Origin of the sequence: Gordonia westfalica (assembly GCF_900105725.1) — a bacterium.
In the GTDB taxonomy this organism is placed as follows: domain Bacteria; phylum Actinomycetota; class Actinomycetes; order Mycobacteriales; family Mycobacteriaceae; genus Gordonia; species Gordonia westfalica.
In genome coordinates, this window is the sequence record NZ_FNLM01000034.1 from 206,785 (window position 1) to 224,549 (window position 17,765).

Genomic DNA, 17,765 nt, shown 5'->3' on the forward strand with positions numbered 1-17,765 from the left:
TTAGCCAAACAGATGAGAGATTCTCGCGTACATTGAGTTGATGCAGAGCGTCCCGGGCCGGCTCCCTGAGTTCCTCGCCAACGGTGTCGTCGGTCTCTTGCGGCCTGAAGACCGAGTGTTCGAGGCGATGCTGGACGGCTGGCGGGCGCAGATGCTGGCGCGTGGCCTAGGTGTGCCGTTTATCCGGTCGTCCTGCAGCTTGGTGGCGCGTTTCCAGGAGCACTCGAACGAGTATCCGTGGACCTGGCAACCCATCCATGTCGATGAGTTCCTCGCTGATCGGCGCACCGGTCCCAAAGCTGTCTCGGTGTCGACGCTGCGCGCGAACGCTGGCACTATTCGGGCGTTCTGCTATTACGTCACTGACGAAAGGTACGGGTGGGCTACCTTCTGTAGCAAAGCGTTCGATGACGTTCCCGCTCAAGTTGTCTTCGAGTGGAACACGCCGCGCCACAAGACAGATGACGCGATTCCGGCCAATCGGCGTAGCTTCACCCAGGTCGAATTACAGACGTTCTTTGACGCGTGTGATGACCTCGTAGACCAGGAGTTCACGAAGGGCTCGAAACGCTGGCTCCCGCTCATGCGAGACTCGACAGCGTTTAAGGTCTGTTATGCCTACGGTCTCCGGCGCCGCGAGTTGGCGATGCTGGAACACTACGACTTCGGCCCGAATCCGCATGTCGAGAAGTATGGACACTACGGCGCTGTTCAAGTCCGCTACGCCAAGGGCATGTCAGGGTCGGGCCCACGGCGACGCACGGTCCTGACTGTGCCTGAGTTCGACTGGGTCGTAGGCATTCTCGAACATTGGATGTCGCAGCACGGGCGTGAGCTCTTTGCGACTGCGGACCGCTCGGCATCACTGTGGCCATCCGAACGCGCCGGCGCCACGGGTATCCGAAACTTCAATCGAACCTTCACCGCAGTCCGCGACATGGCCGGCCTGCCGAAGGAGCTCAAGATGCATTGCCTGCGCCACTCGTACGTCACACATCTCCTCGAGGCGGGATACGACCCAATGTTCGTACAACAGCAAGTCGGCCATGCATACTCCTCGACCACCGCCCTCTACACATCGGTATCTGCAGACTTCAAACAGAAGACCATCCAGAGGGATGATCCAACAGAGAATCGTCACTCGTGACGAAAGTGGGAGTAAGAAGTACCCGTGAGCGAGCAACGCCGAATCGGCTATCACTGGAATCTGCGCCAACGAATGGCCGACCACAACCTTTGGAAGACAACGGAACTCATCCCGTTGCTGAAGTCACGTGGGATCAACCTCTCCAACGCCCAAGTGCACCGATTGGTGACTGGTACTCCCGAACGGATCCCGGCTCGTACCTTCGCTGCCCTATGCGACATCCTCGAATGCACACCCAACGATCTGTTTGAGCCCTACGTCGAGATGCGAGCCGCGGCCACCGCAGACGCGCCGGCGAATCCGGCGGACTTAGGCGTAGGTGAGAAGCGCTCCGTGGCACGCAGGATCAAGATCGTCCGAGATGACGGTAACGATGGCACGCCCACGTAAGCCAGAAGACCCAGAGCGCTGGCTCCCCTGCGAGCGTTGCGGAGAGCACCGCGAATGCGTCGTTACCTGGCAGGAGCTAGAGATCTGTGGTTACTGCTACCAAGCGGCCAAACGGACCCGCGGTGTGTGCGCATGTGGCCACAACGGCGTCCTGCCCGGAATCATCAACGGTCGACCCGCCTGCCGTGCCTGCAGCGGCATCAAACTGAACGTCGACTGCGTGGAATGCGGCGCAGAAGAAGAGCTCTATGCCAAGGGGCGGTGCTGGCGATGCGTCTTCGGATCGACGATTGACCGGATCCTGACGAACCCAGAGACGGGGGCCATCAACGCTGAGCTCAAACCCTTCGCGGCCGCGTTGAAGTCCATGAAACGAGCCAATAGCGGACTCACGTGGATCAACCAACCGCACGTCACTGCATTTCTCACTGACCTTGCACAGTCGCCAGCGGTGACTCATGAGGTGGTCGATGCGTTACCGAAGTCACGAACACGCGAGTACGTTCGAGAACTGTTGGTGGCCCACGAGATCCTTTCGCCTAGGGACGGACTGCTCCACCGCTATATCGAATGGTCCAACGAAGCCCTCAGCCGTGTAATATCCGAGGAACATCGTGACGTCGTAAACCGCTATATTCGTTGGCACCATCTACGTCAGATGCATTCGATGGAGTCGGTGTCGCAAGGAACCTTCTTGAGATCCAAGCAAACCGTCACTGTAACAATCGACTTCCTCAACTGGCTCACCGCTCGGGACATCTCGATTACGGGCCTGTCTCAGCCCGACCTAGACGCTTGGCAAGCCGAAGGTCCGAGCACGAGAGAGTTCGCCATACGCTTCCTTTCGTGGGCTATCAAGACCACGCTGGTCCCTGCGAACCTAACGATGACGCCGCACCGTCGTGGCAGTCGCAAGATGAGTACTGAGGACCAGCACGATGCCGTCGACAGCATCACGTCGAACAAACTGGCGCTGAATCCTCGAGACCGAGCTGCGGCGATCCTGGTACTCGTCTTCGGCCAGCAGATCGATCGCGTCGTCAAACTCACGTGGGACGACGTGATTGTCTCCGACGAGCTTGTGACAGTAACGCTCGGCGACATCGCCATCGCCCTGCCCGAGCCCCTTGATGAGCCATTCCGCTACCTCGCTGGCGAGCGCGAGCTCGCGAACACCGCTGCGCATCCGGCCACAACATGGGTGTTCCGCGGGTACATGCCTGGTCAACATATCAACCCGGGGTACTTACGAACGTGCCTCACGACGATCTGCAGTACCAGGGCGGCCCGCCTTGGAACACTTCACGAACTCACAAAGCTCGCACCACCCGCGATCCTCGCGGATGCCCTAGGCTACTCCCCCGCGACGATCGAGCGACATGCTGTGGCAGCTGCTGCAACGTACGCAGAATATGTGAGCAACTTGGGCGACGATTGATCATGTAAGTCCGACACTGGGGGGATAATTCGAATGGGATTCCTTCCACACATGCTTGGGTAGTACCCTGCGACGATCGAGCGAAATTCGGTCTCTGCTGCGGCGGCATACGCAAGAGACGTATTCAATCGTTGACAACGGCGCATGACTTACGCTGCCATTATTCTGTATAGGCAGTGGTGCGAATATCACAAATTCCCGACGTGATCGCGGAGGTTAAGATGTCGAAGAAGAAGCGAGGCAAGCCTCGTACGGGTAAGACAACCAAACAACGGCGTCGCGAGAGGCGGTCGAACGGGGCGCGCCCCGGAACGTCACCTTCCATGGCGCCCAAGCGTCTACCCACCGGACAGCCTGCACCGCTATTCGCGATCATTTCTGACCACGCGGGGCTGACCGCATTGAGCCACGCCGAGCGGGTTCAGCGACTTGGACAGATTTCCCAGAGATCGGCTCTTCATGCGTTGGCAGCAATGCAGTCTCGACTTGACGTTGCTACTACGACTGACTGGTCAGAGGTGAGTGTCGAACGTGAACTCCTGACAGAAGTTGGGGCGGAGTGGGCTAACCGGCTGTCTCCGATGATCGGGGTCACCCATCGTCTCGTACCCCCTCGATCAGTAACGCAACTCATACGAGAAGTCTTTGAGTCGTGTCCAGTCACAGAGGGATCATCCGGGGTACGTGATATCGAAACAAGTGACGTGATTGAGCTAGTTATGTCCATTACGACGGAACACGTAAGCGTACAGAACGCACTCGATTCAATGGCGAACCCAGACCCCGCCGACGTCGGTGCGTACATCGCAGAGATCGAAGCGTATACCTCTGACGAGACCATCGCGGCGATTCGTCAGCATGCATTGGATGATATGGCGAATTTCCTTAGCAATGAACCCGTCAAGATCGAGTTGATCAAGGCTCTAACGTACGATCTGTGGTTTCGGCCTTGGCCGGCACGCGTGAGTGACGCGCGAGTAGGTGCCAACCCGGCTGAGGCTTTCGAACTCGCAAATGGCATCCCGCTGCTCGATGTCATGGTTGCAGGCCAGATCATTAGCGAGATCGTTTCCTCTGGGCGGTTCGTTGTTCGACGCTCGGACCTAGTGCGTGCTGGTGCTACCGAATGCGCCGTAGAGTTCGTACTTAAGAACATGGCATATTCGGCGAATGATTATGCGCGCAGGCTTCGTCGTGATCGCGAGCAGGGTCCGGTTACGAATCAGCGATACGTTTTCACGGAACGTCCATTTCTTCGGGACGACGACGACACAGTTTTTGCGCTCCGATATCAATGGATTGTTGATAGGTTCTTTGGTTCGCAGTTGTATTGGCAAACATTTTTCTCGTTTGGTCCTGCGAAGCCAGGTTCAGCGGCCGAGGCATTCAGCCTTGCAATGAATTATGCGTTCGAGCGTGTCGCTGGTGACATTCTGGGGCGGATTGCATCCTATAGTTCCAAAATTTCGAGGGTAGTATATGAAAGCGAAATGCGGGAGGAGTGGTCTAGTACTAAAGGGGAAGCCCCTTCGGTCTGCGATTTCCTGTTGGTTGCGGGACGTGCCTGCATTCTCATTGACGCAACGAATCACCACCTGAGTGCCAGGCTTGCTCAAGGTCTTGCTGACGTCTCTGCCTACGACAAAGATATGGATACTTCGTTTGTCGAAAGCAAGTTCAACCAGATTTTGTCAACTGCGAGATTGATTAGGGAGCACTTATCCTTTGGAGTTGAGGCGAATCCGGTATTCATACCGTACGTTGTTGTGCCGAATAACGGTCTCGCAAACATAACCTCCGTCCGGTTGGATTGGATTACAAGGTCTGCGCCGTTCGAGGAGTTGCGGGGCTCCGCGCGAGCCCCTGTGCCACTGAGGCTGAGTGACCTAGCGTTGTTCGAGGGCCTCGGTGAAGCATTCTCCACGACTCCCAGAGACATCGCTGATCTATTGGGTTCGTGGACGACGTTACAGCCTGGCCCTGTCCCCGTCTCATTGAGAGAGCTACTTGATCAACTCGGCCTGCCTGCACCTATTCCGCGGTCCATGCTTCGAGATCAAGCTGTTCTTGATGCTTTAATTCAAGAGCGACGCTCAGAGGGAGGGCTGCCAGACTAGGAGCTATACTACTGACAGCCCTGCTTCCGAAATTGCGCTGCTGCCGTTCGTGAAAAAGCTATTCGGAAAGCTGTATCGCAACGTTATTGATTGCCTTGGATAGGGTCTTGGTGGCGTCGTCCACTGACTTTGCGATAGTCATTGGGGTGCCGGGTGTCGTCTTTGCGACCCATCGGTACTCGCTTAGGTTTATCGAATAACTTAAAGTGGTTTTCGTCCCGTTCGGTCCACGAAAAGAGATCGATATTTTGAAACGCCCATCACCGTTACCCGGAGTATCGGGGGATGGTAAGAGGTCTTGTGGCAATCCGAGATTCCACTGCATCATACGTCCAGGTGGTAGCGAATCAAAGCAGCGCATGCTCGCGAACTTCTCGTGGTCTTCGTTCCGGGCCCATTCAGACGGCAATCCTGGATTAATCTTCAGTGAGACGTCGGTAGCGACGGTCGGTCCTTCATTCTTCAGGATGAGCATCATGAATGAAGCATGCTGGGCGTGAGGTCGGATATCTGCCCAGACGTACGGTTGAGCGGCATCTTTGTACATTCCCCGCTGGATTGCGGTCTGTTCTTCTGCGGTCTTGACTTGTCGTCGCGTGAAGTACAGGGCAGCCAAAGTGATGGCGGCGGCAATCGCGGCAACGATGGCGGAAGCATCCATTGAGCCATTGTCAACGATCGTCCGAGGTGTGGACAGCGTGTCGCGCATTTTGCCGACCACTCGCTGTAGTGGCCCTGCGTGGTTGTGCCACTCCTCCCTGCATACGTCTGCTCGAGGTGAGGATGGTGGGGTGGCGGTTACAGTGCCTGTTGGTAGCGCTCGCCGCACGGGCCGGTTGGTGTCGTGGACGGCACGCTGCACTCCCGTCGCTACTCGTCCTACTTCAACACGTCTCGCTACCAGCTGAAAGGCGTTGGGGAGTATGTATTTGAACATTCTCTGACGTAACGTCAGCGGCTCCGCCGGTCGAGGGTGATCTCGAAGGTCGCACCCGAGGTTAGGAGCGGTTGATCAGACGGTTCACCCCGGCCACGACGGCTGTAGTGAGCACCCAGCCGATGATGACGTTGAGCGCGCAGCTGGCGGATGACGAACCACAGCCCGACAACCGGGCCGGCGACCAGCAATCCGATCGAGGTGGACAACGCGAAGATGCGTTCCGAACTGATCTGCCCGTGACGTGGCTCCTGACCACCACCCACGTGGTGATGAACGCGGCAGCCGAGGAAGTACGCGCCGGACGCCTTGACGCCGACGACGCCCCGTGGTTCATCGGTGCGATCCTGCTACCAGCGTTCACGCAGACACAAGATTGAGCCGCAACACTCTTGCGGTCGCGATCAACGGCACACGGCGCGGCACGCGCCTCGGCTGCAAAGCCCGTCAATCGCACTCACCCACGGTCGGAGTGGCGTGTCCCCCGTGAACCGGTCCGGGTGGTTCTAGAGTCCTGATTGCCCTGTTGAGGGCGGAGAAGGGACGATAGGGATCATGGCGGGACGGAAGCGTCACTCGGCTGAGGACATCGTGCGCAAGTTGCGCCGAGCCGATGAACTGGCGGCCGAGGGCAAGAACGGCGAGGAGATCGCCGCCGACCTCGAGGTGTCGGCGGCCACCTTGTACAACTGGCGCCGCCAGTACGGCGGTATGGACGCTGATGCCGCCAAGGAACTCAAGAAGCTACGCGAGCAGAACGGCCGGCTCAAGCGCCTGCTCGCCGACGCCGAGTTGGAGAAAGACGCGCTGCGGGAGATCGCCAAGGGAAAATTCTGAGCCCGACCGCCAAACGCGCCGCGATCGACATGCTCAAAGACGTGAAGAACATGTCAGAACGTATGGCGTGCAGGGTTGTTGGGCTTTCACGGTCTACCTACCGGCGTCTGCCGTTGGCTCAGACACCGGCCGACCCGGACGCTGGTATGCGTGCACAGCTACGCACCTACGCCCGCAAGCACCCGCGACACGGGTTCCGGCGGGCGTGGGCGCACCTGCGGTTCGACGACGGTATCGAGGTGAACAAGAAGAAGGTGCATCGGCTGTGGACGGAGGAGGGCCTGCAGGTGCGCCGGGCGCCGCGGCGCAAACGAGCCGGGCAATCGTCAGTGCCGATCGTGGCGGCGGATGCGCCGAAGGTGGTGTGGGCATTGGACTTTCAGTTTGACTCGACCGTGGATGGCAAGAAGGTCAAGATCGCATCAATGGTCGATGAACACACCCGGATGTCGTTGCTCAACATCGTGGATCGCTCGATCACCGCCGACCGGTTGGTCGAGGAATTGGAGAAGACCTTCGCGATCTGGGGTGGCCCACCCATGGTGCTACGCATGGACAACGGCCCTGAGTTCATCTCAGAGGCGCTCCAGGCGTTCTGTGCAGGGTCGGTAGGCATCTCCTATATTCCGCCCGGCACGCCGTGGAACAACGGATTCATCGAATCGTTCAACAACCGGCTTCGCGACGAGTGCCTGAACCGCAACTGCTGGCCCACCCTGCTCGAAGCTCGCGTGGTGATCGACGATTTCAAAGACGACCACAACCACCGGCACCGCCACTCGGCGCTGGGCTACCAGACCCCGGCCGAGTACGCTGCCCGATGCACCCACCAGCACCACCCTGTGGGCTGCGAGATCGACTGACCGACAGCTAGAAGAAACTGGCTCTAGAACTGCCTGGGGTCCCGGTAGTAATGGCGCAAAAAACAACGAAGTTCGCGTAGTGCCTGGTCAGCGGCGATTTCTCGGTTCGGGCTGCGGGCCGGGGTGGTTGGTGCTTGGCTTGTCTGCCGATGAGGTTGGTCGGCGTGTTGGAGGCTGGGGTTCGTGGCGACGCGGGTATTCGCGGACGAGGAGTTGCAGCGCCTGCGGGAGTTCCCGGAGATCAGTCGTGAGGAGTTGTTCCGGTACTTCACGCTGACCCCGGCGGATCTGGCGTTTGTTGCTCCGCAGGGCAGGGGCCCTGCGGTCCGTCTGGGCCTGGCGGTGGCGTTGTGCACCTTGCCGTGGCTGGGGTTCGTGCCGGACAAGGTGCCGTCGGCGCCGCCGGTGGCGGTGGCCCGGCTGGCGGATCAGCTGAATATCGATGCAGCGCAGCTTCGTTCGTATGGCAAGCGGGCGCAGACGCGGACCGAGCATGTGCGGCTGGTGGCCCAGTATCTGGGGTGGCGGCCTGCCGGGGCGATGGAGTTGAAGGAGCTGGATGAGTTTCTGCTGGCGCGGGCGATGGAGCACGATTCGCCGACGCTGTTGTTCCGGCTGGCGTGTGAGTACCTGATCTCGGCGCGGGTGATCCGGCCGGGCCCGGAAACGGTGGTCCGCCGGGTCGCGCACGCTCGCACGCGGGCGCAGCGGGAGACCTACGACCGGTTGGCGCGCGAGTTCACGCCGCAGCGGTGTAAGGAACTGAATGCGTTGCTGGTCGTCGACCCGTCGATCGAGATGTCGCGGTTGCGGTGGTTGTCGACCGGCCCGGTGGAGGCGTCGGCGACCGCGGTGAAGGCCGAGGTCGAGAAGCTGGTGTTCCTGCGCAACCTGGGCGCGGATGAGCTGGACATGTCGGTGCTGCCGGCGGAGCGGCGGCGGTTCCTGGCGACGGTGGGCCGCCGCTTGACGGGCCAAGCCCTCGAACGCCGGGATCCGCAACGCCGCTACCCGATTCTGCTCACCGTGTTGGCGCAGTCGGCCACCGATGTGCTCGACGAGGTGGTGCAGCTGTTCGATCAGGCGATCTCGGCCAGGTTGAGCAAGGCCGAACGCCGGATGCGCGACGAGCTGGCCGAGCGCGGTAAGGCCGGAGAGGATCGGCAGGGGTTGCTCGACGACCTGCTGGCGATCGTCTGTGACCTGCAGATCCCCGACGAGGAGATCGGCGGCCTGATCCGGGGCGATCGGATCGGATGGGAGCGGTTGCGGGCCGCGGTCGCGCAGGCCAAGCCTCGGCTGCCGCGCGATCACGGGCACCTGGCCGCTCTGGACAGCTCGTACTCCTACCTGCGGCAGTTCACCCCGCAGGTGCTGTCGACAGTCCGGTTCGCCGGCGGCACCGCCGCGACCGAGCTGCTGATCGGGGTGCACATGCTGCGGGAGCTGAACGCGACCGGTACCCGCAAGGTGCCCGACGACGCGCCGACCGGGTTCGTGCCGACGAAGTGGCGCGGCTACCTCGACGAGGCCCGCAAAGCCGGTAACACCACCGCCTATCGGCACTACTGGGAGCTGTGCGTGCTGCTGGGGCTGCGTGACGGGTTGCGCAGCGGGGATGTGTTCGTGCCGGGGTCGCGCCGCTACGCCGACCCGGCCGCGTACCTGCTGACCCCGCAGGCGTGGGAGCCGCAGCGTGACGAGTTCTGCCGCCTGGTCGGCAAGTCCGCTGATCCCGCTCGCGCGCTGGCGACCGCCACCGACGAGCTCGACGCCGCTATGGGCGAGTTGGAGAAGGTGCTCGCCGGCGGCGACGGGCCGGTCCGTCTCGATGAGGCCGGTGACCTGGTGATCTCACCGCTGTCGGCGGAGGATGTGCCCGCGGAGGCGACGGCGCTCAAGGCCGAGCTGACGGAGATGCTGCCGTTCGCGCCGATCGTGTCGCTGCTGATCGAGCTGGACAAACGCACCGGCTACCTGGACTGCTTCACCCACGCCGGCGGCAAACAGGCCCGCAGCCCGGAGCTGAAACGCAACCTCATCGCCGTCCTGCTGGCCTACTCCACCAACCTCGGGCTGACCCGAATGGCCGAGGCGTCGGGCCTCTCCTACGACATCCTGGCCTGGACCAGCGAATGGTATGTGCGGGAGGAGACGCTGCGGGCGGCGAACCTGACGATCATCGACTACCACCAAAGGCTGCCGCTGACCCCGGTCTTCGGCGCCGGCACCCTGTCGTCGAGTGATGGGCAACGGTTCCCGACCCGCGGCAAATCGGTCACCGCCAGAGCGTTGAGCCGCTATTTCGCGAACGAAGGACTGAGCACGTATACCCATGTCACCGATCAGCACGCCACCTACGGCACCAAGGTCATCGTCGCGACGAGACGCGAAGCTCACTACGTGCTGGACGAAATCCTCGGCAATGCAACGGATCTGCCGATCACCGAGCATGCGACCGACACGCACGGCGTCACCCTCGTGAACTTCGGGCTGTTCGACCTGCTCGGATTGCAGCTCTCGCCCCGCATCCGGGACCTGGGCCGGATCACCCTGTATCGGGCGGCGCCTCGGGCCCAGGTGGAGTCCGCGTTCCCGCACGCCGGGCCGCTGCTGACCCGCAAGCTGAATCTGGATCTCATCGCCGAGCACTACGACGACCTGCTCCGGCTGAGCGGGTCGCTGAAGTTCGGGCACGCCACCGCGTCGCTGCTGGTCGGCAAGCTCTCCGCGTCGGGCCGGCAGAACGCCCTCGCGGCGGCGCTCAAGGAATACGGGGCGCTGCGGCGCACGATCTACGCCGCCCGGTACCTGTCCGACCCGGGCTATCGGCGCAAGATCTCCCGACAGCTCAACAAGGGCGAATCCCTGCACGCGCTCCGCCGCGACCTGCTCTACGCGCACGAAGGCGCCGTGCGCGCGAGGCACCTGGAGGGACAGACCGAACAGGCATGGTGCCTCACGTTGGCGACCAACGCCGTCATCGCCTGGACCACAGAGTATTACGGGCTGGCGACCGAACAGATGCGGCGGGCCGGGCGGCGCATCGACGACGAGGTGCTGACGCACATCTCCCCGGCCCACAGCGAGAACATCAACTTCTTCGGCGCCATCGAGGTCGACATCGACGCCGAACTCGCCCAGCTCGGCCCCACCGGGTACCGGCCGCTGCGCGTGCGGGACACCCTGTTCTGACCCGCAGCGCCGGCCCGGATCGGCGGCGGCGCGATCTAGCAGCAGGCGCTGGTTCCGGTGGTCGTGGTCGGGTCGGTGATCGCGTCGGCGAGGGGGCGGGCGAGCTGGTGGTAGGCGTCGGTGACCGGCAGCACCGTCATGCCTGGGAATTTCGCCTGCCAGTGGTGGGCGGCGTCGGAGGTGGCGAGGAACACCTGCGGGTTGCAGCAGGTGGCGCGGAGGTGACCGGGCTGGATCCGGTCGGGGTCGACGAAGGCCACCATCGCGGTGGCCGGTTCCAGGTCGCTGACCCCGGTGACGGGGTCGATGGTCAGGCGCACGGTGGTGCCCGTGATCGGGCAGTCGGATTCGATGCAGGCGGGTGCGCCGATGACGGCGGGGAAGATGAGGGTGTCGGGGGCACACCAGGTGTAGAGCTGGTGGCCACCGACGCTGAACCGGTGCGGGGTCGGGTTGAGGGTCAGGCCCCAGCCGACGATCCGGCCGGCCTCGTCGTATTCGACGTCGGCGCCGATCGGCGTCTGCGCGGGGTCGAGGTCGGGCACTCCCGCGGCGGCGGCGAGTTCGGTGACGGTGACCGGGGTGCCGTGGGTGAGCAGCCGCAGCGCGGCGCGCATCAGCGCCCGGTCCCGGCCGGCGGGCAGGATCTTGGCGAAAACGTCGGCAGTGAGGTTGTCGGTACTCATGGGATCGGACTCCTCGAGGGCGATCGGACAGTGACGGTGCCGACGGTAGGGTCTGTCCCCGGGGTGAGGGTCAAGCCCGTAGCTCGCATCCGCACGGGTCACCGGCCCAGCACAGGTCGTCGGTGGCCAGATGCGCACGGTGTGCGGTTTCGAAGGCGTCGATGCGGTCGAGGATCTGCTCGGCATCGGCGATGCGCTGGCGCAGCCGCTGCCGCGACCGCTGCAGCAGCTCGGCGAGATGGGCGCCGACCGAACGGCCGTGGTCGTCACGGTCGGTGGAGGTGAGCTGGCAGATCTCGGCGATGGTGAGCCCGAGGCCGCGCAGCTCGCCGATGAACCGCACGCACCACTCCGCGTCGTCGGTGTAGAGGCGGTAGCCGGCCGGGCTGCGGCCCAGGGTGTAGATCAGGCCGAGGTCGGTGTACTCGCGCAGCGCCTTCACCGGCACCCCGGTGCGGGCCGAGAGGTCCCCGATCGTCATGTGTCCGTTCATCACTGCCTCCCGTCCGACGGCGTCAGCCTGCGCAGCAGGACAGTTTGGTGACGTCGGTGGTGAAAGTCTGCGCGGTCAGTTTCAGCGCTTCGGCCATGGTCAGGTACGGCGCCCAGGTGTGGGCGAGCCGGTCGACGGTCAGACCCGCGGTCATCGCATAGGTGGCGGCGGTGATCAGGTCCCCGGCGCCGTCGCTGAGGGCGTGCACGCCCATGATCCGGCCGGTGCCGGCTTCGGCGACGATCTTGACCAGGCCGCGGGTGTCCCGGTTGACCAGCGCCCGCGGCACGCTCGACAACCCCAGCACCCGGCACTGGCAGGCCAGCCCGGCCGCGGCGGCTTGCGCGTCGGTCAGTCCGACCGAGGCGATCGCGGGGCTGGTGAACGTCACGCGCGGCACCGTGGTGTAGTCCAGGACGCGATCGGCACCGGCCAGGGCGTTGTCGGCGACCAGGGTGCCCTGCGCGGCGGCCACGTACACGAACTGCGGATCCCCGGCCACGTCCCCGGCCGCCCAGATGCGCGGATTGCTGCTGCGCTGGCGGTCGTCGACCACGACCGCGCCCCGCTCGTCGACGGCGACGCCGACCGCATCCAGGCCCAGCCCGGCGGTGTTGGGGCGGCGGCCGGTGGCCATCAGCACCTGCTCGGCCCGCAGCTCGGTGCTGGCGCCGCCGCCGGTGCGCACGGTCACCACCTTGTGCCCGTCGTCGGCGAGGACCTTCTCGACGGTGGCGGCGGTGAGCACGTCGATGCGCTCGTGGGCGAAGACGGCCTCGAGCGCGGCCGAGATTTCCGGTTCCTCACCCGAGGTCAGCCGGCTACGCGCGATCACCGTGACCTTGCTGCCCAGGCGGGCGAACAGCTGGGCCTGCTCGAGCCCCACATAGCCCGCACCCACCACGATCAGCGACTCCGGCAGCTGCTGGAGGTCCATGGCGGTGGTCGAGGTCAGATACCCGGCCTCAACGAGGCCGTCGATCGGCGGAGCCCAGGGCGCGGCACCGGTGGCGATCAGATACTGGTCGGCCTCGATCACCCGTACACCGCCCTCGGCGCGCGCGACCCGCAGCACGGGTGCCTCGGCGCTGCCGTCGAACACCGCGGTGCCGGAGACGATCTCCCACCCGTAGTCGGCGGCCAGGTCGACATACTTCTCCGCCTGCAGCTGCCCGACCAGCGCGTCCTTGCCCGCGATCAGGGCGGGGAAATCCAGCGGCACCTCGGCGGGGGTGAGCCCGGGGAACCGGCCCGCCGCCTCGGCGGCGTGGCGGGCCTCGGCGGCGGCCAGCAGCGCCTTCGAGGGCACACACCCGACGTTCACGCACGTGCCCCCGACCGTCCCGCGCTCCACCATCACCACCCGTTTGCCGAGGTTGACCGCGGCGATGGCGGCGGCGAACGCCGCCGAGCCGGAACCGATGATCGCCAGATCGGCGCGGGAATCTGTCAAGGTCACGAGGGTGCCTCCTGGTCGGGCAACCGCTGAACCGACAACGGCTGCTATTCGTGTTGACGAATATCTACCGGAACCATATTATGCGCTTATCCGAATAGTTCAAGTCTCGTGGAGGCGATCCCATGGCCCGGTCCACCACCGCCACTGTCACCGTGCCCGGTGCCGAGTCGGCGTGTACGCATCTGGATACGACGGCGAAGTTTTTTCGCGCCCTGTCGGATCCGACCCGGCTCAAGCTCCTCGAATTCATCCTCGCCGGGGAGCGCACCTCCGCCGACTGCGTCGAACACGCCGGCATCTCGCAGCCCCGGGTGTCGGTACACCTGTCCTGCCTGGCCGACTGCGGGTATGTCCTCGCGCGCCGCGACGGGAAGAAACTGCGGTACTCCGTGGGTGATCCGCGGGTAGCTGACCTGGTGATGCTGGCGCGGTCGCTGGCGGCCGACAACTCCGCCGCGCTGGGCTGCTGCCCGCGCATCCCCGCCGCGGACGGTAGTGGGCGGCGATGAACACACCCGACAACAAGGCGATGAACACACCCGACAACGACTCGGGCGGGTTCGGTGGTCTGCTCGCAGTGGCCGGTGGCGTGCTGGTGATGGTCGCCTGCTGCGCCGGTCCCGCCCTGATCGCCGGCGGCGTGCTCGCCGGTCTCGGCGGTGTCTTGACCAGCCCGTGGCTGCTTGCCGCAGGCGTGCTGGTCGTGGCCGCCGCCGTCGGCTACACCCTGCGGCGCCGCGCCCGTAAGGCCACGGGGTGTTGTCCGCCCCGACCCGGATCACCATCCCCGCCATCGACGGCCTCGACACCGTCCCCTACTTCACTTCCCGCACCCTGCTGGACCTCACCGACCTGCCCTCACATCTGCTCGTCGTCGGCGGAGGCTACGTCGGCTGCGAGTTCGCCCAAATGTTCCGGCGATTCGGCTCCGAGGTCACCCTCATCCAACGCGCCGACCGGCTGCTGCCCGGCGAGGACCCCGACATCTCCGCCGCCGTCAGAGAGGGCATGACCGCCGACGGCATCACCGTGCTCACCGGCACCACCTGCACCGCGGCCACCGGCACCACCGGGAACATCCGGCTCGGCTGCACCGGCAGCGAAGCCGACGACATCACCGGCAGCCACCTGCTGATCGCGACAGGACGCACCCCCAACAGCGACAATCTCGGCCTCGAGTACCTCGGTCTCGAACCCGACCCACAGGGCTTCCTCACCGTCGACGCCTCCCTGCGCACCGACGCCGAAAATGTTTGGGCGCTCGGCGATCTGCGCGGCGGGCCCATGTTCACCCACACCGCCCGCGACGACGCCGACATCGTCTACCGCACCATATTCCGAAGCCAGGACCGCACCACAACCGGGCGCATCGTGCCGCACGCGGTGTTCACCGACCCCGAAGTCGGCGCCGTCGGGCTCACCGAACCTGCCGCCCGCGCCGCCGGCTACGACGTCGTCGTCGGGCGCCAGGACTTCACCGGCGTCGTGAAAGCCCGCGCCATCGGCAACACCCGCGGCCTGGTCAAATTCGTCGCCGACGCCGCCACCGACCGTATCCTCGGCTGCCACATCGCCGGACCCGACGGCGGGAACCTCGTTCACGAGGCCGTCATCGCCATGACCACCGGCGCCACCTACACCCAACTCGCCCAAGCCATCCACATCCACCCCACCCTCGCCGAAGCGGTCAACACCGCCGCCGGCGGCGTCCACCGCGAAATCGGCGCATAGACACCCCATGAGCATCGCCCGGTACTCGGGTGAGGCCATTTTCCGACTGCCACGGATAACACCCTGTTATCTGTAGCATCATGACATCCGGCCTGCGCCGACTCCGCTCCGGCGGTGCGCGACGCGGACCTGTTATCTGCGGCAAGCCCAGTGAGGGAGGTACCACCGTGCCGTCCGGGATCACCGTCCGCGCCGCCGGCGACAGCTTCCTCGACTCGATCGGCTCCCCGAACACCCGCCGCGCCTACGGCATCGCCGTCGACAAGACCACCGCCACGCTCGGCGAGACCCGGCGGCTGGCCGACGTCGCCGACGATGAGATCGGTGAAACCCTCGAAACCCTGTGGGGCTCCTCAGCAGTCAACACCTGGAACGCCCGCCGCGCCGCGGTCGCGTCGTGGCTGGCGTGGTGCCGCGAGCACGGCCACACCGCCCCGGCGGTCCCGGCCTGGGTGAAACGCTCCACTCCACCGGACTCCACCACCCCGGTGCACTCGCGCACCGCGATCGACCGGCTCATCGCCCGCCGCGACATCGACCTCCGGGAGAAGACGCTGTGGCGGATGCTCTACGAAACCTGCGCCCGCACCGAGGAACTGCTCCAGGTCAACATCGAGGACCTCGATCTGGCCGGGCGGTGTTGCCCGGTGAAGTCCAAGGGCGCCAAGCCCCGCACCCGCCGCCGCGGTGCCACCTACCACGAGTACGCGCACGAGCTCGTGTACTGGGACGCGGGCACCGCCCGGCTCCTGCCACGCCTCACCAAGGGCCGCACCCGCGGACCGCTGTTCGTCACCCACCGCCGACCGGGCCCCGGAAAGGCCGCCGCCGACCGGGACATCTGCCCCGACACCGGGCTGGCCCGGCTGTCCTACGGCCAGGCCCGCGCCGTGCTGGATGCCGCCACCGCGACGAATGGGCCCGGCACCGGTTGGGATCTGCACGAACTTCGGCATTCCGGCCTGACGCATCTCGGCGAGGCCGGTGCCAGCCTGGTGGAGCTGATGGCCAAGTCCCGCCACCGCAAACCCGAGAACCTACGCCGCTACTTCAAACCCTCACCGGCAGCCATGCGCGGCATCACCAGCCTCATCGGCCCCGACCGCAGCCACCGATAGCGGCCACCAACAAGAGCGTCCGTCTACCCGCTGACCAGGCACTACGCGAACTTCGTTGTTTTTTGCGCCATTACTACCGTGACCCCTGCCTGGACCGGCTATCGGGGACCTGCCAGGAGATCTGATACCAGAGAGCACTTGGTTGTTGCGCTTCCAGTTACGGGCACGCCAGTTTGGCGTGTACCGCGCGGTCACTCTCGAAGTCGGGTGGCAGACACCTTTTAGGGACTGGTGTGAGCGCGGCCCAGGGTTCCTCGCCTCGGGAGGCCTCGGTTCATCCATGGGGTAGGGCTACTCCCCCTCCGCTCAGCGTCCTCCGGCTCATCTGAACTACTATTTGGATTAGTTTCAAGATGGCTGTTGGAGGCGCGGTGATCGCAAGCGTTGTGGCCCAAGGGGCACTCTTGGGGCTGTTCGGTGCGGTCGTAGCGTGTGGTGTCGCCGCTGCCCGTCGGCCGGGTCGAGGTGGGGAGGCTTGGCGGGCGCTCGTTTCGTGTGCGCTTGCTGTGAGTGCGGCCGGCGGCGTGATGGTGGTTGCTCCCCAGGGCTTTTTCGCGGCGGCTATCGTGTTGGCGCTGCTCTGTGTTGGGGCGTTCATGCTGTCTTCTGCTCGTCTGCACGGCGCGTCGTTGGCGGTGATGGTGGACTCGCTCGTGTGGATGGCCTCGGCGATGTGGGTGTTCATCGTGTTCGCCGCCACGGGCGGGCCGATCGAGGGTGATGTGGTGCCTGCTGATCCGATTGCCGAGTTGGCGTTGAGGGCAGAGCTCAATCGACCCCCGAGGTGGGTCCGTACTGGCAGTGTGATCGCGATTTTCGGTCTGGTGGCCGCGATAGTCTTCCGCCTGGCCCGGCCGGCCTCCTGTGGTGATTGCTTCGAGACCCTCGTTCCCGGCGCCCACGCCCGATGGCCACAAAATACGAAGGTGGTTAGTAGAAGTGGGGTGTGATGCGGGTGTGCGGGGAGGTGGTGAGGCATGACTGACGGTGTCGCGGTGCGGCGTGCGGGTCGGTTCGGCCCGCGCGGTCCTGCCCGTACGATCTCCCGTGCGGTGGGTCTTGCTGTGGTGATGTTTGAGGCGGTGGCCGCGTTCTGGCTGGTGATGCTGCTCCGAACGTCGGATCTCGTGCCATCCGACCCCCGCTCAGGAGTCGGGCGCGGTGATCCGGTTGAGCTGCGGGTGCTGACCGCTGTGGGTGTGCACGACTGGGTGTCGGCTCTGAGTGCTGCGGCCTTCGCTGCGGGTGTGGCCGGTGCGCTGGTGGCGCGTCTACTCCCAGCAGTCAAGGGGCGCGCGACCGGTTGAGTAGTCGGGCCTGGGCCTCGCCGGAGTTTCCCTTGTCGGAGGGTTTC

The 17,765-nt window shown here is 64.4% G+C and carries 16 protein-coding genes; 12 read left to right on the plus strand and 4 right to left on the minus strand.

Annotation, left to right across the window (positions count from 1 at the left end):
* Nucleotides 1-40 precede the first annotated feature (40 nt).
* From BLU62_RS06270 to BLU62_RS32470, 4 genes are all read left to right on the plus strand, one after another.
* Nucleotides 41-1,147, plus strand: a complete 1,107-nt coding sequence (locus BLU62_RS06270; protein WP_074848786.1) for a tyrosine-type recombinase/integrase — start codon at nt 41-43, stop codon at nt 1,145-1,147.
* Nucleotides 1,148-1,171: 24 nt separating this feature from the next.
* Nucleotides 1,172-1,537: a helix-turn-helix domain-containing protein gene (locus BLU62_RS06275; protein WP_024497890.1), complete on the plus strand. Its 366-nt coding sequence runs from the start codon at nt 1,172-1,174 to the stop codon at nt 1,535-1,537.
* The gene (locus BLU62_RS06280; RefSeq protein ID WP_024497891.1) at nt 1,521-2,975 is read left to right on the plus strand and encodes a hypothetical protein; all 1,455 of its coding nucleotides are present in this window, start codon (nt 1,521-1,523) and stop codon (nt 2,973-2,975) included. Before BLU62_RS06275 ends, BLU62_RS06280 begins: the two co-directional genes overlap by 17 nt.
* Before the next feature lie 767 nt (nt 2,976-3,742).
* Entirely contained in the window at nt 3,743-5,092 is a 1,350-nt protein-coding gene (locus BLU62_RS32470) for a hypothetical protein (RefSeq protein ID WP_139180017.1), read from the plus strand.
* 58 nt (nt 5,093-5,150) lie between these two features.
* Here the strand turns inward: BLU62_RS32470 and BLU62_RS32475 are convergent, their stop codons facing one another.
* Nucleotides 5,151-5,753 carry a COG1361 family protein gene (locus tag BLU62_RS32475; protein WP_139180018.1) on the minus strand — a complete coding sequence of 201 codons (603 nt, stop codon included), beginning with the start codon at nt 5,751-5,753 and terminating at the stop codon, nt 5,151-5,153.
* Nucleotides 5,754-6,136: 383 nt separating this feature from the next.
* On the opposite strand from BLU62_RS32475, the gene BLU62_RS33210 reads away from it, so the two are divergent.
* The 3 genes from BLU62_RS33210 to BLU62_RS06300 all read left to right on the plus strand — a co-directional run bounded on the left by BLU62_RS33210 (nt 6,137) and on the right by BLU62_RS06300 (nt 10,924).
* Nucleotides 6,137-6,409, plus strand: coding sequence for a hypothetical protein (locus BLU62_RS33210; protein ID WP_024497892.1), 273 nt, complete (start codon nt 6,137-6,139; stop codon nt 6,407-6,409).
* A 175-nt stretch (nt 6,410-6,584) separates the two neighbouring features.
* A protein-coding gene (locus BLU62_RS06295; protein ID WP_085950783.1) for an IS3 family transposase occupies nt 6,585-7,729 on the plus strand; the annotation gives its coding sequence in 2 pieces (ribosomal slippage) (nt 6,585-6,852 and nt 6,852-7,729; 1,146 coding nt in all).
* A 183-nt stretch (nt 7,730-7,912) separates the two neighbouring features.
* Complete coding sequence (locus BLU62_RS06300; RefSeq protein WP_005195266.1) at nt 7,913-10,924, plus strand: Tn3 family transposase; 3,012 nt, start codon at nt 7,913-7,915, stop codon at nt 10,922-10,924.
* A gap of 35 nt (nt 10,925-10,959) precedes the next feature.
* Here the strand turns inward: BLU62_RS06300 and merB are convergent, their stop codons facing one another.
* The 3 genes from merB to merA all read right to left on the minus strand — a co-directional run bounded on the left by merB (nt 10,960) and on the right by merA (nt 13,562).
* Nucleotides 10,960-11,610, minus strand: coding sequence for an organomercurial lyase MerB (gene merB, locus BLU62_RS06305; RefSeq protein ID WP_074848787.1), 651 nt, complete (start codon nt 11,608-11,610; stop codon nt 10,960-10,962).
* A 70-nt stretch (nt 11,611-11,680) separates the two neighbouring features.
* Nucleotides 11,681-12,091, minus strand: a complete 411-nt coding sequence (locus BLU62_RS06310) for a MerR family transcriptional regulator (protein ID WP_004018624.1) — start codon at nt 12,089-12,091, stop codon at nt 11,681-11,683.
* 34 nt (nt 12,092-12,125) lie between these two features.
* The gene (merA, locus tag BLU62_RS06315; RefSeq protein ID WP_005195274.1) at nt 12,126-13,562 is read right to left on the minus strand and encodes a mercury(II) reductase; all 1,437 of its coding nucleotides are present in this window, start codon (nt 13,560-13,562) and stop codon (nt 12,126-12,128) included.
* A 122-nt stretch (nt 13,563-13,684) separates the two neighbouring features.
* Between merA and BLU62_RS06320 the strand changes: the two genes are divergently transcribed.
* The 5 genes from BLU62_RS06320 to BLU62_RS06345 all read left to right on the plus strand — a co-directional run bounded on the left by BLU62_RS06320 (nt 13,685) and on the right by BLU62_RS06345 (nt 17,718).
* Nucleotides 13,685-14,071, plus strand: a complete 387-nt coding sequence (locus tag BLU62_RS06320; protein ID WP_004018626.1) for an ArsR/SmtB family transcription factor — start codon at nt 13,685-13,687, stop codon at nt 14,069-14,071.
* Nucleotides 14,072-14,321: 250 nt separating this feature from the next.
* Nucleotides 14,322-15,293: a dihydrolipoyl dehydrogenase family protein gene (locus BLU62_RS06330; RefSeq protein WP_236577746.1), complete on the plus strand. Its 972-nt coding sequence runs from the start codon at nt 14,322-14,324 to the stop codon at nt 15,291-15,293.
* 167 nt (nt 15,294-15,460) lie between these two features.
* Complete coding sequence (locus tag BLU62_RS06335; RefSeq protein WP_005195278.1) at nt 15,461-16,411, plus strand: tyrosine-type recombinase/integrase; 951 nt, start codon at nt 15,461-15,463, stop codon at nt 16,409-16,411.
* A 506-nt stretch (nt 16,412-16,917) separates the two neighbouring features.
* Complete coding sequence (locus BLU62_RS06340; protein ID WP_244278085.1) at nt 16,918-17,361, plus strand: hypothetical protein; 444 nt, start codon at nt 16,918-16,920, stop codon at nt 17,359-17,361.
* A gap of 27 nt (nt 17,362-17,388) precedes the next feature.
* Nucleotides 17,389-17,718, plus strand: a complete 330-nt coding sequence (locus BLU62_RS06345) for a hypothetical protein (protein ID WP_074848789.1) — start codon at nt 17,389-17,391, stop codon at nt 17,716-17,718.
* The last annotated feature ends 47 nt before the right edge of the window (nt 17,719-17,765 follow it).

Coding starts and splice junctions, on each gene's coding strand:
- BLU62_RS06320 (WP_004018626.1), top strand. CDS start 13,685: ATGGCCCGGTCCACCACCGCCACTGTCACCGTGCCCGGTGCCGAGTCG.
- BLU62_RS06280 (WP_024497891.1), top strand. CDS start 1,521: ATGGCACGCCCACGTAAGCCAGAAGACCCAGAGCGCTGGCTCCCCTGC.
- BLU62_RS32475 (WP_139180018.1), bottom strand. CDS start 5,753: ATGGATGCTTCCGCCATCGTTGCCGCGATTGCCGCCGCCATCACTTTG.
- BLU62_RS06270 (WP_074848786.1), top strand. CDS start 41: ATGCAGAGCGTCCCGGGCCGGCTCCCTGAGTTCCTCGCCAACGGTGTC.
- BLU62_RS06345 (WP_074848789.1), top strand. CDS start 17,389: ATGACTGACGGTGTCGCGGTGCGGCGTGCGGGTCGGTTCGGCCCGCGC.
- merB (WP_074848787.1), bottom strand. CDS start 11,610: ATGAGTACCGACAACCTCACTGCCGACGTTTTCGCCAAGATCCTGCCC.
- BLU62_RS06310 (WP_004018624.1), bottom strand. CDS start 12,091: ATGACGATCGGGGACCTCTCGGCCCGCACCGGGGTGCCGGTGAAGGCG.
- BLU62_RS32470 (WP_139180017.1), top strand. CDS start 3,743: ATGGCGAACCCAGACCCCGCCGACGTCGGTGCGTACATCGCAGAGATC.